The sequence below is a fragment of the Qipengyuania marincola genome (assembly GCF_029688625.1).
Classification (GTDB): Bacteria; Pseudomonadota; Alphaproteobacteria; order Sphingomonadales; family Sphingomonadaceae; genus Qipengyuania.
On the sequence record NZ_JARULC010000003.1, the window covers coordinates 709,421 to 725,034 of the forward strand.

Annotated in this window: 13 protein-coding genes; 5 read left to right on the forward strand and 8 right to left on the reverse strand. The window is 62.0% G+C overall.

Annotated features, from left to right (window positions below):
- Positions 1-32 precede the first annotated feature (32 nt).
- The 6 genes from mobF to P8Q88_RS13455 all read right to left on the reverse strand — a co-directional run bounded on the left by mobF (position 33) and on the right by P8Q88_RS13455 (position 7,317).
- Entirely contained in the window at positions 33-3,074 is a 3,042-nt protein-coding gene (gene mobF / locus P8Q88_RS13430; protein ID WP_278324336.1) for a MobF family relaxase, read from the reverse strand.
- Positions 3,071-3,853 (reverse strand): hypothetical protein, encoded by a 783-nt coding sequence (locus P8Q88_RS13435; RefSeq protein WP_278324337.1) that lies wholly within the window; start codon positions 3,851-3,853, stop codon positions 3,071-3,073. Before P8Q88_RS13435 ends, mobF begins: the two co-directional genes overlap by 4 nt.
- Positions 3,854-4,186: 333 nt before the next feature.
- Positions 4,187-4,822 carry a hypothetical protein gene (locus P8Q88_RS13440; protein ID WP_278324338.1) on the reverse strand — a complete coding sequence of 212 codons (636 nt, stop codon included), beginning with the start codon at positions 4,820-4,822 and terminating at the stop codon, positions 4,187-4,189.
- A complete protein-coding gene (gene repC, locus P8Q88_RS13445; protein WP_278324339.1) occupies positions 4,819-6,009 on the reverse strand; it encodes a replication initiation protein RepC in 1,191 nt (396 codons plus the stop codon). Before repC ends, P8Q88_RS13440 begins: the two co-directional genes overlap by 4 nt.
- A 371-nt stretch (positions 6,010-6,380) precedes the next feature.
- On the reverse strand, positions 6,381-6,641 hold the full coding sequence (locus tag P8Q88_RS13450) for a hypothetical protein (RefSeq protein WP_278324340.1): 261 nt from the start codon (positions 6,639-6,641) through the stop codon (positions 6,381-6,383).
- Between the two features lie 52 nt (positions 6,642-6,693).
- On the reverse strand, positions 6,694-7,317 hold the full coding sequence (locus P8Q88_RS13455) for a TetR/AcrR family transcriptional regulator (protein ID WP_278324341.1): 624 nt from the start codon (positions 7,315-7,317) through the stop codon (positions 6,694-6,696).
- 121 nt (positions 7,318-7,438) lie between these two features.
- Here P8Q88_RS13455 and P8Q88_RS13460 point away from each other — a divergent pair, with 121 nt between their 5' ends.
- Positions 7,439-9,760 (forward strand): TonB-dependent receptor, encoded by a 2,322-nt coding sequence (locus P8Q88_RS13460; protein WP_278324342.1) that lies wholly within the window; start codon positions 7,439-7,441, stop codon positions 9,758-9,760.
- Positions 9,761-9,806: 46 nt separating this feature from the next.
- Here the strand turns inward: P8Q88_RS13460 and P8Q88_RS13465 are convergent, their stop codons facing one another.
- Positions 9,807-11,117, reverse strand: a complete 1,311-nt coding sequence (locus tag P8Q88_RS13465; RefSeq protein ID WP_278324343.1) for a sulfotransferase family protein — start codon at positions 11,115-11,117, stop codon at positions 9,807-9,809.
- A 119-nt stretch (positions 11,118-11,236) separates the two neighbouring features.
- On the opposite strand from P8Q88_RS13465, the gene serS reads away from it, so the two are divergent.
- From serS to P8Q88_RS13485, 4 genes are read left to right on the forward strand one after another with little or no spacing between them, the layout of a single operon-like run.
- Entirely contained in the window at positions 11,237-12,517 is a 1,281-nt protein-coding gene (serS, locus tag P8Q88_RS13470; protein ID WP_278324344.1) for a serine--tRNA ligase, read from the forward strand.
- Entirely contained in the window at positions 12,517-13,281 is a 765-nt protein-coding gene (gene surE / locus P8Q88_RS13475; protein WP_278324345.1) for a 5'/3'-nucleotidase SurE, read from the forward strand. Before serS ends, surE begins: the two co-directional genes overlap by 1 nt.
- Entirely contained in the window at positions 13,278-14,057 is a 780-nt protein-coding gene (locus P8Q88_RS13480; protein ID WP_278324346.1) for a M23 family metallopeptidase, read from the forward strand. Before surE ends, P8Q88_RS13480 begins: the two co-directional genes overlap by 4 nt.
- Positions 14,054-15,184: a potassium channel family protein gene (locus P8Q88_RS13485; protein ID WP_278324347.1), complete on the forward strand. Its 1,131-nt coding sequence runs from the start codon at positions 14,054-14,056 to the stop codon at positions 15,182-15,184. The genes P8Q88_RS13480 and P8Q88_RS13485 overlap by 4 nt, the downstream gene beginning before the upstream one ends.
- On the opposite strand, the gene P8Q88_RS13490 is transcribed toward P8Q88_RS13485, so the two are convergent.
- Positions 15,185-15,553: a DUF1761 domain-containing protein gene (locus tag P8Q88_RS13490; RefSeq protein ID WP_278324348.1), complete on the reverse strand. Its 369-nt coding sequence runs from the start codon at positions 15,551-15,553 to the stop codon at positions 15,185-15,187.
- Positions 15,554-15,614: the final 61 nt, after the last annotated feature.

The window sequence follows — 15,614 nt, forward strand, 5'->3', positions numbered from 1 at the left end:
GAGAGTGTGGGAATGTGCGGATGTGGCCATATTTACCGGCTCCGCTCGACGTCGAGACTGCGCTGAATATCACGTGCGGGCTCACCCTTGTCGCGCGCCGGTTCGCTGCCCCGGCCGAGGGGCTTTTCGAGCGTGATATCGCGCTCGCGATTTTGAAGGACGGCCATGGCGTATTCGGGGCCGAGTTTTTCGGAGAGCTTCTGAAGGTCTTCCTTGAAGCCGGGATAGTGTTCGGGCGACTTTGTCTCGGTCTTCGAAACATCCATTGCGCTGGTCTTCTCGCCCGTCCTGGTCTCGACCTGGCGCTGCACACGATCGGGATTGTCGGTCACCAGCGTCGCGTGTTCTGCGATCCGGGTGACAGCGACCAGAAAAGAGGCTGTGTTGTTGAGCGCCCGTTCGCGCTCCGACATCATGATGATGCCATCCTTGGCGGTCATGCCCTGTGCGACATGCACGTTGATTGCATAGGCGAGATCGAGCCGCTCGAGCATCGAGTCGCCTTGCGGCAGTTCGTGCAGCTTGCCATCGCCCGCCTTTATCGTGACCTTGCCGCCATCGATGCGCTCGACATGGGCAATATCGCCGTTGAGCAACCCACGTTCGCCGTCCTTCGCGGTCCAGCGAATCCGGTCTTGTTCGTGGAGGGCGATACTCTTGCGCTCGAAAATGGTGACGGCATCATGCTTGAGATTGGCCGGAAGTCGCGAGGGATCGAGTGTCCTGAGCTCGCCATCGCCCATATGCAGCTCGACCTTGCCATCTGAGACGTCGACGACCTCGCCGCGCTCACCGCGCTGGAACTTTTGGCTCGGCAAGTTCGTCTGGAATGCGACCACGCGACCTTCGTGATAGCCTTTGAGTTGGCGTGCGCCTTCGCGGGTGATGGTTACCCGGTCGAGTACATCGAGGCGGATACTGTTCGCACCGAGCTCGCCCCGCGCAGCCAATGCCTTCTGCGCCTCCGCATTGCCCGCGCTTCGCATGGCGCGACCTGCGGCAAGGAGGACGGTACTGTCGCGCTGATCCTTCGATAGCTCGGCCCACATGTTCGCAGCAGTCTTCGGTATATTTCCCGGCGCGACCTCGGTGGTCGCCGCCTTGAGCTCCTTGAACGCCTGATCGATGTCACCGTCCCCCAGCGCACGATTGAGCGCTTGCATCTGCGGCGTCTGCGCGCGCAGGTTTTCAGCGATGTCGCTCCTGCCAAGATCCTGGCCCTGAAGCTGGGCAAACGGCTTGCCCGCCTCGATTGCGGGTAGCTGCTTGATATCGCCCGCCAGGACGAGCCGCCCGACATCCATCCGGTTGGCGAGGTCGATCAGACGTGCGAGCCGGTCGGTTCCGATCTGGCTCGCTTCGTCCACCATCACCAGCGCGCCGCTGAGCTCTTCCCGCGCTTCCGCCACCCTTTCCGCGCTGGCACTGCCGCCGAGAACCCGTGCATACCGGGCCAGAAAGCCATCCACCGTGGAAGCCGGCGCTGCCGTTTTCTCCCCAAACTCACGCGCGATTCTGCCGACATGAGACAGCGCCACCACATTCCGCTCTTCCTCCCGCGCAATGGCGGCCACCGGAGCCAACGCCGCTGACTTCCCAACACCAGCGCCGCCTTGGACGAGATGAACGCGGTCTTTGCTCACGAGGATATCGGCTCCGGCCTTCTCCTGACCCTGGTTCAGGCGTCGCAGGCCGATGGCCCGCGCCTGTTCTTGCAGGCGTGCGACTGCTCCGTCACGCTCTGCGATGGGCTGAACGCTTCCCTTTCCTGCTAGCGCCAGAGCAACGACCTTGTTCTCGATGGCCACGGCCTGCTGTGTGGTCAGCATCCGGTCACGATCCGCAGGACCGCCGCCAATCAAAAGGCCCCGTTGCTGAAGTTGCTCGATACGCGCCTCAATCGCTTCGACCGTGAATGGCCCCTGTCGTTCAAGCGAATGGCGGATCAAATCATTGCGGCTGAAGGCCGCCTCGCGCTCGCCAAGTTCTCTCGCAGCGGAGGCGACCGCATGTGCTGCCGCAAACGCTTTGGGATCAAGCCGGCCAAGCCGCTCCGGGACCAAAGCGTCTCTATCTTTCGGGGTCAGGCCCATTGCGCTGGCAATCGCCATGCCCTTGGCGCCGATTCCGCGAATGCCGGTCACAAGCCGGGTCCAGACAGTCTGCTCGGCGCTGGATCGCGCCAGAGCTTTGTCGATCAGAGGTTGGGGATCAAAGCCAACACGATTTGCTGTTTCCTCCCATCGCTCCTTCTGACCCGCCATGTCCGGGCTCATCTCTTTGCCTTTGCGCGTGGAAAGCGCGGCAAGCTCAAGTTCCCTGGCACTGCTTCGTCCATCCTTTGCGGCTTCGGCCACCACCTCAGCGCGCCGGGTCGAAAAGGCTTCGATCACCTCGCGGGAAACACCCCTGATCTCGAATGCGCCATCGACCGCCTCCCTAGCGGGGACAGTTTCGTAGCCGAGCGCCTCGACCCTGGCGCGCATCTCTGCGTTGTGCACCGCGCTCATCGCGTGCTGCGCACGGTAGAATTCTGGATTGTGGACCGCTCGCCATTTGCCATCCGCGGTCTGGGTCGCGTTGATGCCGACCGCGTGAATATGGAGGTGGGGCTCCATGTTACGGTTCACGTCGTGAAGAAAGCTGGCGACAAGGAGGTTGCCCGTGCGCTCGGGCACAGCGGTGCCCAGTTCGTTGTCCCAGACCCGCGCTTCAACGACGTTCTTTTCGGCCCATTTCAGGGCCACTTTCGCCGACTCCGTGAACGCCTCGATCAGGCGCTTGTCGCCTCCAACCAGCGCCATCAACGACACCGACTTCGACACGCTGAAGTGGAGTTCATCGCCGAAGCGGCGCACGCCATCCTTGCCTTGGATCTCCGAACCGTCGGGCAGCTTGCCCTCGATGACGGCGGCGAACATGTCCTTGTCGACGGAACCGCTCAGCCCCAGCGCTGCGGCACCCTTGCCTAACCACTCAGAGGAATCGAGCGCCTGGTCAGAGGTGTAATAGTTATCCTGCGTAAGGTACTCGACGGTCCCCGCACCTGACGTAACTGCATTTACATGGATCATCGCTCATCCTCATGAGCGATGACGCGAAGACCGAGTTCGCGCTCCGGTTCAGGAAGCTGGCAGTCGGCGCGGCCGTATTCGCGCTCGATCAAACGGCACATTTGTGCGGGACTGTCGATCAGCTTTGAGGCCTGCCAGACGGACCACCCACTAAACAGCCCGGGCAATACAAGCCCCGTCAGTATTCCAAGCGAGAGCAGCAGTCCTCCGCATGCGCTGAGAAATTTGAGCGACAACATTCGATTGTCACCCAGGTAGAGTCCCCGCATTTCCCGGGGCTCGCTTGCCAGCTCAATCGTCTTGGCCAGTTGCTCGGAAATCTGGGCTAGGCGCGTTTCAAGCGCTTCGAAAAGTTTCGGCTCCAGCGTTTCGAATGCGGTCAGCAACTCTTCGGTCATTGTCAGGAAAGGTGAAAGACTGGCTTCGTCCTGCTTTCGAAACTCGGCAATGAGCCGCTGCTGTGCGAGCCGGTTGGCTTCTTCACCACCGTTCCATTTCTCGTGAAGTTTATGCTGCATCCGGACGTTGTCGGCCTGTGCCCGGTCCATTTCGATTACGAGCTCTTTGAGCTGGTGCACCAAACCGCTGACGGTGGTGTCGAGCCGCGGTCCAGCGTCCTTCTGGAAGATCGCGCGACCGGCGTCATAAGCCTCAACCAGCTCCTCGGCGAGGTCGCGAAGTAAAGCCGCGTTCGAGAGATTGCGCTCGGCGGCGATTCCGGAGAAGCGGGTATAAATTTGAGCGGAAACAGAGGTGTGGAGCTGTTCAGTCTTCGCCATGACGACCTCCCGGCGAGAGGGATGGCCGCAAGATCTTCGTAGTTCTTAAGTCTCTGATATATGGCGGTTCTACAGGCCGCCTACAGACCGCGAGTGCGACAGAGCCAGCTTTCCGCAACCAACTACAAAACGGTACTTGCCCCGTATGGTACCGTTTTCCGGGGGTTTGTCCGCTCCACCGAGAGCAGGCCACCTGCATGGAGTGTGAAATTCTATTTTCGTCCTCCAGAGTCTGGGCCAGCGAGATCGGCGAATTTCGAAGTCTTCCTGGATTTCCAGTGGGGCGCAGCCGGCTGAACGGCCGAAACAGTTGCGATGCTATTCTGACCGGGCTCATGCCGCATTCTCCCGATAGACATTCGGGTGCCCCGCTCGATTGAAATCGAGCTCCGACATGGCCTGAGGTGCCGCTTCCGGCTCTTTGTCGAGTTCGGTGCAGAAACGCTGGTAGAAGCCATAGGCGAGCCGCTCAAAAGGCCACCCCGTCCCGCTGAGTTTGAGGATCGGCAGCGGCTCCTCGTCTAAAGCAGTTTGCAATGCGGCGCGGTTGATGACGTCCTGATCGTAGGCATCAAGCACGAAATCACAGAAAGATGCTCCATCAAGACGAGTGAGCATTTCAGCCAGATGTTTCGCATCAGGGCCGATGCAATGCTGCTCGACCAGCTGCCGAACGGGGTCATTCCAACTGTCGAAATGCTCCAGCCAGACGTCGAACCAGATTGCCCAAGTCAGTCGGTTTTCAGTGCCTGACAGCCGTTCACAGACAGCATCAGCGGTTTGATCGTAGATCGCGTCGAACAAATCGGGCAGGGCTGCAAAGATCGGTTCCGGATCGACCTCGCGCAGCAGAATAGCCGCAGCATGCCGCCAGCTCAGAACATCCGTTCGCCGGGGTTGGTATGATGGCCACCACGGATTGCCGTCTTCCAAGGCATGCCAAAGACGTTCGACCTTCGAAGGAGTCATGTTGTGTACCCCTTCGCGAGCTTTGCAAGGGAGGCGGAGGCAAGCTTCCCGAAGCTGCCGTGATCATCTTGGCCAGACGGTTCTGGTGTGAACGAACCTTCGCCCAATTGCCCCTCTGGATAGCCTTGTGCTGCCTTGAGCATCGGCAAGAGGCCTGTGGGGTTTCGCAGTAGTCCAGTCAGGCATCTTCGACCTGATCGTGCTCGATAGCGGTGCTCACCAGGCAATCGGGCATTGCGATCGATGACGACGACGCAGACCGCTGCACGCTCGCGTCCCAACCTCTCGCATGCTTGACCGAATGCAGCCTCTGAAATGCCATGCCAGCGGCATGCCGTTTCTGACGCATCGATAAGATCACGCCAGCTTAGTGATCGTCCGTGAGGAAGGAGGTTTCGATAGTCGGAGCTGGCAATTCCAGCGACCAAGTCGGGTGTGACCTTTGTCGCGCGATCATCATCACCTCCGCCGGAACGAGCGCCGCTACGGTTTTTCGATGAGTTTGATTCAGGTATATTGGGCGTAACGATTTCTTCCGTCCGGTCGGAAGATTCCGTTGCACCGGAGGGAAGTTCCAGCAGCACCAACAGTGCTTCAAGCGTATTCCTCAATGCTTCCAGCTTCTCGACATCGTTGATGCGTGAGACGCGGCCGCGCGGCAGGATCTCGCCCACCCGCTCGATTGCTTCCGGATTATCAGAGGCCCGGACTTCGCGATTCAGTGCCGCAACTTCCTGCTTGAGGCAGAATACCGCGTTAGCCTGCAGTTCGATCGCTTCGCGCCGTGCCTGCCATTTGGCCCAGCCATCGATCAGCGGGCGAAGACTGATCCCCGCAAGCGCGACGATATTACCATTGTGACGCTTGCCGCTGCGTCTGGCATGCGGGCTGTGTGTCCGCTCAATGAAGCCACCGCGACGTAATTCCGCTTCAGCATTGTGCAGAACCTTGGTCGAAATCCTCAGCTCGCCTGCCATTGTTTGCGGCTGTTCCCAGGTGCCACAGATTTTGCCAGGTTCGAAATCAGATTGTCGGCATGCCCGAATGAAGTAATGCAGAAGGCGAACCGCCGTTGCCGAGAGCCGCTCTTTTTTGCAGGTCCCATGCGCAATCTCAGCGACTAGGTCACAGAGTTTGAAGGGGGTCACACCATCGGGCAGGCCCCCGTGAGTGAGGGAGGCGCTCATTTGGCACCTCCGGCAAGGTTTGCCCTTGCACCCGATTCGACCATCGCGTAGGAAGAAGAAATAGCCGTGACGCTATGAAATTTGCCGCCGGGAAGGGTGCCTGCCCTTCCGGCGGTTTTTCGTTTCAGCGTTGGTGGACCCGAGCCGTGATATGATAGGATGGTTTTGGCGGCCCTTCGTACAATTGGCGTACAGCACACCACCCTGGTGTCATTGATAATGATTTTCTTACAGATGGTTAGTTGAGATCGCGAACTCCCTTCACACGGGTGGGGTCGCAAGTTCAATCCTTGCCGCGCCCACCATTTTCTCGAGTACAAATAGAAAAGGCCGCCCCAATCGGGACGGCCTCTCTGGTGTTTGCCTTACGCTCAGGCGGCTATCTTGTTCGCCTTCGGTGCAGTTGTCGTGGTGGCCGGCGAAGCAGTGTCGGCGGTGTCGCCGGTGTTCTTGTCCATCATCTTCTTCGCCACATAACCGCCCGCGCCCAGCGCGATCATCGCTGGCAAACTCATGCGGCGCAGCAGGGTCGTCGCCACGACGCCCAAGGCAGCGCCGGTGGCACCACCCACGCCCTTGGTCTGCTTGGCGATCCTGTCACCCACGAATGCTCCGATAACCTTGCCAATCATACGAAATCTCCTTTGCGCAACCAACGGCTGAAAGGAGACCAAGTTCCGAAAATCAGTCGGGTTTTGAGCCCGCGATCCCTTCGCGAAGCAGGCGATTGGCAATCTTGGCCACAGTGGCCGGGTCCGGATCGCCATCTTGCGCCCAGATGGCATAGCGCAGGCCGAGAAACACATTCATGCCCATCACGGCCCAGGCTTCTGGCTCGCCGAGATCCGCGCGCAGGCCGTCCGTCGATGCACCGGCCTTCAGCCGCTGTTCGATGCGATCCCCGATCCGTTCGTAATGTGCGCGGTAGCTGACCGGATCGACGAACTCGGCTTCGTCGATGATGCGATAGACTTCCTTGTGCTCGGCAGCGAATTCCAGGAACGCCTGAAGCGCCGCCCGCTCGACCGCGAGTGGTCCCATGTCCGGTTCGATCGCGTCGCGCGCCGCGGTACCGACCGCTTCGCTCATGTCGCGCACAAGAGCGCGGAAGATCGCGTCCTTGCTGTCGTAATAGGTGTAGAATGTCCCGAGCGCGACACCCGCGCGTCGCGTGATTCCGCTGATCGATGCTTCATGAAAGCCATGGTCGGCGAATTCCACGGCTGCTGCATCCAGCAGTTTGCGCAAGGTCTTGCGACCGCGCTCCGTGCGCGGCTTGCGGTCCGCCTGGGTTGCCAAGTCGTCCATCCAACGCCCCTTCCGCTGATAATTCTATGCAGAGTCAAGCCCGCAGACAACAACAAACTTGAAAGGTGGTTCAGGTTTCATTATTGCGGCGGGACAAAAACGAGATTGGGAGGAATTCAAGATGCGCGGCACCATGCTTTCGATGTGTACCCTTTGCGCCGGGGTGGCGACTGCCGCCCTCCTTGCAGCACCGGCTGCAGCTCAGCAGGTGGATGCTCGGGCGATCGCTGAAGAGGGCCAGTCGACCGAGGACGATGTCATCGTCGTCACCGCCCGCCGGCGGGCGGAGCGGATCACCGACGTGCCGCTCGCCGTTACCGCCATTTCGGGCGAGGAGCTCGAAAAGCGCGGCACGCAGGATCTCACCCAGGTAGCGCAGGAAGTTCCCAATGTTACGCTGGAGGTGAGCCGCGGCACCAACACAACGCTGAGCGCGTTCGTGCGCGGGGTCGGTCAACAGGATCCGGTCGCCGGGTTCGAAGCGGGCGTCGGCCTCTATGTCGATGACGTCTATATCAATCGCCCGCAGGCCGCAGTGCTCGACGTGTACGATGTAGCACAGATCGAAGTGCTGCGCGGGCCGCAAGGCACGCTGTACGGCCGCAATACGATCGGCGGCGCGATCAAGTATGTGACCGCACGGCTACCTGACGAAACGCAGGTCAAGGTGCGTGGGACGCTGGGCAATTACAACCAGGCAGACCTGATTGTGTCGGCCTCGACGCCGGTCAGCGCCACGCTGAAGATCGGTGCCAGCGGCGCGCGGCTGTCGCGCGGCGGATTCGGCGACAACCTGGTCCAGGACGGGGTCGAGAACTACAACAAGGATGTCTGGGCCGCGCGCGGCACGATCGAGTTCGACAACGGCCCGCTCTTCATCCGCCTGTCGGGCGATTACGTGAAGGACAATTCCGATCCACGCCAAGGCGGCCGCCTGCTGGTCGGGCGGCTCACCGGCGCGCCGATCCTCGACAGCGTCTATGACACGCGCGCCGGGCTGGACGTAGTGGAGCAGGAGGTCGAGGCCTACGGCGGCGGTCTGACCATCGCCTATGAGCTCAGCGACACGATCACGCTGAAGTCGATCACCGGATACCGTGAGGATCGTTCGACAACCCCGATCGATTTCGACAGCCTGCCCGCTGCCGATCTTGACGTTCCCGCCATCTACGAAAACGACCAGTTCAGCCAGGAATTCCAGCTTCTTTACGAGAGCGACCGGCTGAACGGCGTGCTGGGGGCGTACTATCTGGACGCCAACGCCTTCACCGCTTTCGACGTGGCGCTCTTCACCACCGGGGCGTTTGTCGGCCTGCCCGGTCTGAACGCGCAGACGCTGGGTGATGTCGGCACGAAGACCTGGTCGATCTTCGGCGATTTCACATATGACATTACCGACCAGCTCAGCTTGTCGGTCGGCGGGCGTTACACCTGGGATGAAAGGACCAGCCGAGTGCTGCGAACGACCTTCGTCGGCGGCTATTCGGACCTGTTTCCACCATCCGATGCGGTCCCCATCGCAGTCACCAGCGATTTCAACGGCAGCGAGACATTCAAGGAGTTCACCCCGCGCGCATCGATCGCCTACAAGCCCAGCTACAACCACACGGTGTATTTCACCTATTCGAAGGGCTTCAAGGGTGGCGGCTTCGACCCGCGCGGCCAAACTCAGCTCGCGCCGGACATCGATGGCGACGGCGATGTCGATTTCAACGATCAGTTCGAATTTCTTCGCTTCGCCCCGGAGAAGGTCGATAGCTACGAGCTGGGCTGGAAGGCGAACGTGCTCGACGACCGGCTGTTTCTCGCCCTCGCCATCTTCAAGGGCGACTACACCGATATTCAGATCCCGGGCTCGGTCGGGGTCGACACCGATGGCGACGGTGTGAGCGACACCTTTGTCGGCGTGACGTCCAACGCGGGCGATGCAGACGTCAACGGGATCGAGTTCGAAGGCAGCGCGCTGGTCGGGCGGGACTTCGCCGGCCCCGGCAGCCGCCTGAACTTCAACTGGGCGGTCGGTTATCTCGATGCGCAATACAACACCTTCATCGATACCTTCGGCAATGATGTGGCCGACGAGCGGGTGTTCCAGAACACGCCGGACTTCACCGCCAACGCCAGCTTCGATCTCGGCCTGCCCGTCGCCAGCGGGATCGTCGACTTCATCGGCACGATTTCGATGCGCGGCGATTCCAGCCAGTTCGAATTGCCCGGCCCGCTCGACCAGGACGCCTATGCGCTGGTCGATGCGAGCATCGTCTACACCGACGACAGCGATCGCTGGTCGATCGGCATCCACGGCAAGAACCTGTTCGACAAGCGCTACATCGTTGCCGGCTATGACTTCGTGACCGGGTCGGTGCTGGGGCTGGAAGGCAACCTGACCGGCTTCTACGGCGATCCGCGCCGCATCTTTGTGACCGGCGAAGTCACGTTCTAACCTGCAAAAATTACCAATCGAGAGGGTCGGCCCCGGCCGGCCCTCTTCATGTCCGCATTCGGCGACGCATTTCCCCGCCCTCGCGATCCGTCGCGACGCCATAGGTCGCAACGTAATCCGCGAAACGCTCGCGCACCTGATCTTCGCTCAGGCCGAATTCCTCCAGGCTGTAGCGGTGCGGATGGCGCTTGAGCGCGGCCGACCGAGCGAGGAAACCTTCCATCGGAGCGATTGCCGGGGCGATGTCGAACCCGAGGAAGTCGTAGACCCGTTGCATCGTGCCGCGCCAGTCGGTTTCCATATCCTCGTAATGCACGTCGATCATCCGTTCGCGCGGAATGGCATCGCGTGCGGCGCGCATCCGGGCGATCATCTGTTCGGTCTTGTCGAGCCACATCCGGCCGGTCCGCCGCGGATCGACATCGTCCGAATAGATGATCGTCTGGTTCCACGCGAGCGAGGCGGCGCTGCCGACGACCTGCTTGGGATCGCGGTGCGTGAAGATCAGCCGCGCATCGGGAAACACCTCTAGCAGGGCCGGCAGGTCCATCATGTGTTGCGGCGTCTTGAGAATCCACGGACGCAGCGAGCTTTCCTGCTGCGACCAGCCAATCAGCCGCAACAGATCGGCCATGTAGCGATAGGCGGGCACCGCGCTATGGCCAGCACACCAGGCGGCGTATGACGGGACGTGCCACTGTGCATCGTGCTTCATCCCCCACATGCTGGCGACCAGCAGGCCGAGCTCCTCCTCGGGTTCGTAGGGACCGGTTGGATGGATCGACAGGGTGCGCGGGTTGGCAAGACGTGCGACATTCATGATGCGGCCTGCCAGCTTCGGCCTAAAATCCTCCTTCTTGCCTTCCAGCACCTCCTCGAACCCGGGTCGCGGCACGGGGCTGATCGTCTCGAAGCTGCGCAGATGAGCGAAGCGTTTGTCGCTGGCGAGCAGGCGGTGCAGCCGCGTCGTGCCCGAGCGCATCGGGCCCACGATCACGACCGGATGCGGGATCGGTCGGGCGAGGATTTCGGGATGCCGCTTGAACCACATCTGCGCGTAGAGGCGGCTTTCGAGGACATACTGGAACTGCTGCATGGCCGAGAAATCGCCTGCTGCGTTGAGCGCAGCCTCCCGCTTTACGCTGTCGAGCAGTACGTCGAAGGGCTGTTCGAACCAGGGATCGCCGAAATCGTCGAGACCGGTGGCCGCTGATGCTTTCTCCACCAGGAAATCTTTCTCCAGCGTCGCGGGCGCAATCGCACCCAGGCGCCGTCCGGTGCGGATAACCGCGTCCGCGATGTCGATGAAGCGCGTGCGGCGCGGCGGCTCGATGGGCTGGCCTTGCAAGTCTGTCATGCCTTTCAAGCTGTTGGGAATGCCCCTGAACGCGCAAGCAATACAGATGTGCCCGACTGCGCGACCGGGCGATACCTCCCTCTGGTCAAGCGCGCGGGGAGCAGGCATAGGCGCGCTCCATGCACGATATTGCCTTTATCCGGTCCAATCCCGAGACGTTCGATGCAGCGATGCGCAAGCGCGGAGCAGAGCCGGTGGCCGACCGCATCGTCGCGCTAGATGCGAAAAAACGCGAGGCCACAACGAAGGTCCAGCAGGCGCAGAGCCGCCGCAACGAAGCCTCCAAGGCGATCGGCCAGGCGATGGGCCAGGGCGACAAGAACAAGGCCGAGGCGCTGAAGGCCGAAGTGGCCGAGATCAAGGCCTCGATGCCCGAATGGGAGGAGGCAGAGGGGGCTGCGGGCGAAGAGCTCGACCGCCTGCTCGCGACCCTGCCCAATATCCCCGCCGATGACGTCCCGGAAGGCGAAGACGAGGACGGCAATGTCGAAGTCCACCAATGGGGCGGGAAGCGCGAATTCGGTTTCGAGCCGAAAGAGCACGCCGACCTCGGCCCGGCCCTCGGCATGGAATTCGAGACCGGTGCAAAGCTCTCCGGCGCGCGTTTTACCTTCCTGCGCGGTGACATCGCCCGCCTCCACCGCGCGCTGGCGCAATTCATGCTCGACCGGCAGACGCGCGAAAACGGCTACACCGAATGCAATCCGCCGGTGCTGGTCAATGACGACGCGATGTACGGCACCGACAAGCTGCCGAAGTTTGCGGACGACAGTTTTCGCACCACGGATGACCGCTGGCTCGTCCCCACCTCCGAAGTTCCGCTCACCTATTCGGTCGCGGGCGAGATCCTGCCGGACCTCGCCGAGCCTATACGCCTTACTGCACACACGCTCTGCTTCCGTTCCGAAGCCGGGTCGGCAGGACGCGATACGCGCGGCTTCATCCGCCAGCACCAGTTCGAAAAGGTCGAGCTGGTCAGCATCTGCCGCCCGGAAGACAGCGAGGCCGAGCACGAGCGCATGACCAAATGCGCCGAGGGCGTGCTCGAGGCGCTGAACCTGCCTTATCGCCGCATGCTGCTGTGCACCGGAGACATGGGTTTCGGCGCGCGCAAGACCTTCGACCTCGAAGTGTGGCTGCCCGGTCAAGGCGCATGGCGCGAGATTTCCTCCTGCTCCAATACCGGCGATTTCCAGGCGCGGCGGATGAACGCGCGCTATCGGCCCGAAGGCGAAAAAAAGACCGCTTTCGTCCACACGCTCAACGGCTCCGGACTTGCCGTCGGGCGGACGCTGGTGGCCGTGATGGAGAATTATCAGGACGCCGACGGGAGCGTGACCGTACCTGATGTGTTGCAACCCTATATGGGCGGTATCACCAAGCTGGAACCACAGGGCTGATGCGTATTCTCCTGACCAATGACGACGGCATTCGCGCGCCCGGACTGGAAGTGCTCGAAGGGATTGCGCGACAATTCAGCGACGATATCTGGATCTGCGCGCCGGATGAGGAGCAGTCGGGCATGGGTCATGCGCTCACTCTCACGCGGCCGGTGCGCCTGCGCCAGCATGACGAACGCAGGTTTTCCGTCACCGGAACGCCGACCGACGCCGTGACGATGGGCTTGCGCCGGGTCGTCCCCGGCAAGCCCGATGTGATCCTGTCAGGCGTCAATCGCGGGGCCAACCTTGCCGATGACATCACCTATTCCGGAACCGTTTCGGCAGCGATCGAGGGCGCCCTCGCCGGGGTGCGCTCGATTGCGCTGAGCCAGGTCTATTCCAAGGAAGGCGCTGGCGACGACGTGCCTTTCGGTGCCGCGGTGGAATGGGGGGCGAAAGTGCTGGCCCCGCTGCTCGACACGCCGCTGCCCAAGCGCACGCTGGTCAATGTCAATTTCCCGCCCCGCCCGGCGGACGAAGTGAGGGGCATCCGCATCGTGCGGCAGGGCTTCCACGATTATTCCAGGGGAACGGTGGTTGAAGGGCGTGACCCGCGCGGCTTCACCTATTACTGGTTCGGTCTCGAGGCGATCGAGCACACGCTCGACCATGGGACGGATCTTGAAGCGATTGACGAAGGCTATGTGTCGGTGACACCCCTGCAACTCGATCTTACGCACCATGCCTCGCTCGGCGCCCTGGCGGAGCGATATACCGAATGAAGCGGTTGGCCCTCGCATTGTCAGCATTCTTGCTGGTGGCAGCGGGCAACCCTGCGACCAAAACCGAGCACACGGTCGCCGAGGGCGAAACCCTGAGCGGCATAGCGGAGCGGGTCGGCGTATCGGCCACGGTCATCGCCGCGGCCAACGGGCTGGTCGAGCCATTCGACGTCAGGGCTGGCCAGGTCCTGATCATTCCGCGCCAGCGCAAGCATGTGGTCAAGGCAGGCGATACCGGATCCGGCATCGCGCAGAAATACGGCGTGCCCTTCGATCTGATCGCAGTGGCGAATGGGCTCGAGGCACCCTATCGCATCAGGCGCGGACAGACGCTCATCATCCCTGCCTATTCGGATCGCCCGGCCCCGCCCGCACCGGTTCGCGATCGCCCCTATTTCCGGCGTCCCCACGATGGTGCGATCCTTGCGGGGTTCGCCCGCCGCCCCGACGGTGGCGGTCATGAGGGTATCGACATCGCGGTGAGCACGGGCGACATGGTGCGCGCCTCCGCCAGCGGGACAGTGGTCTATGCGCAGGAAGACAGCGGCCGCTTCGGCCCGCTCGTCGTGCTCGATCACGGCAATGGCTGGCGCACGCGCTACGGCCATCTTGCACGCACGACCGTGACTTTGGGTGAATTCGTCAAGGCCGGGGAGCGGATCGGTATCGCCGGACAAGGCGGCAGCGCGACGCGGCCCGAACTGCACTTCGACATCCTGAAGGACAATACCCCCGTCGATCCCGCCGATCTTTTGCCGGCGCGAGGCCGTCCATGAGCCGGAAGGACCGCCAGGTCGATACGATCGTTCCGAGCAAGAATCCGGAACGCGTCTATCGCGGACCGCGCTTCCAGCCGCTGCGGCGCGCGGTCAAGATCCCGGTCTGGGGTGACCTCGGCATTCGCCTCGGCCTTGCGCTATTCCTTATCTTCATCGTGGTGATGATCCATTGGTGGGATCGTGAGGGGCTGGTCGACAATCTCGACGGCGAGGTCAGCTTCCTCGATGTCATCTACTTCACCATGATCTCGATCACGACGACCGGCTTTGGCGATATCGCGCCGATTTCCGACCGCGCGCGGCTGGTCGAAGCGGTCATCGTGACCCCCATCCGCTTTGCGGTATTCTTCATCTTCGTGGGCACCGCCTACAATTTCATCATCAAGCGCAGCTGGGAGAAATGGCGCATGGCCCGCATCCAGGAACAGCTTTCCGATCACATCGTGGTCCTCGGCTATGGCATTTCGGGCTCCGAAGCGGTCGCCGAACTGATCGAGCGGGGGATAGATCCTACCTGCATCGTGGTCATCGATCCCAGCGAGGAGCGGCTTGCCGATGCCGAGGCCTTGGGCTGCAATATCATGGCGGCCGACGCCACGCGCGACACGACGCTCAAGGCCGTACGCATAGATCAGGCGCAAAACGTGCTGGTTTCGGCCGGACGCGACGACACAACCATCCTCATCACGCTTACGGTTCGAGCGCTCGCGCCCAATGTGCCCATCAGCGCTGTCGTCCGGGCCGACGACAATGAATCGCTGGCGCGCCAGGCCGGGGCCAACAATGTCATCAACCCGGTGCGCTTCACCGGCCTGCTGCTGGCCGGCAGTGCCAAGGGCGAACATATCGCCGATTATCTCGCGGACCTCGCCTCCGTCTCGGGCCGGGTTCAGCTGGTCGAGCGCGAGATTACCGAAGAGGAATGTGGCTGCGCCATATCCGAGCTTCGCACCGGCGGGCGCGGCCTCAGGGTCTATCGCAACGGGAAGGCGCTCGGCTTCTGGGAAGACGAGTGCCAGGACTTGCAGAAGGGCGACATCGTGGTCGAGATCGTGCCAACGCCGAACGGCACGAACAAGGGCGATGGTCACGCTCGCGACGACCGCGCCGAAGAACCTGCCTGATCAGTGCAGCGCCCAGAAGACCCCGCCAATCGCGAGATAGGCCACGAGCCAGTAGAGCCAGTCATATAGCGCGCGGCTCACGGGCGTTTCCCGCCGTATCGCGGTGATGAACAGCGCAGGGCCGATGAAGGTCAGCGCCAGCCCGCCGGACATCATGAAATAAAGCCACGGTTTCGCAGCGAGCGTGGCCGCGCCCACTCGCGCGAACATGTGCCCGATCATGACCACGCTGGCGAAAAGCAGCAGGGCGGCCGCGCCATGCAGCACCAGCCGGTCCCGCGGGGTCGCGGCCCGGCCGAAGAAAGCCACACCCAGCACGGCTGCGGCCAGCCACGCCAGTATTACTGCAATCCAGTCTACCGGTCCCATGCAACTCTCCTAGCGCTGCCGGTGTCGTTCGTGTAGGGGCGCTCGCAATTCCACGGACATC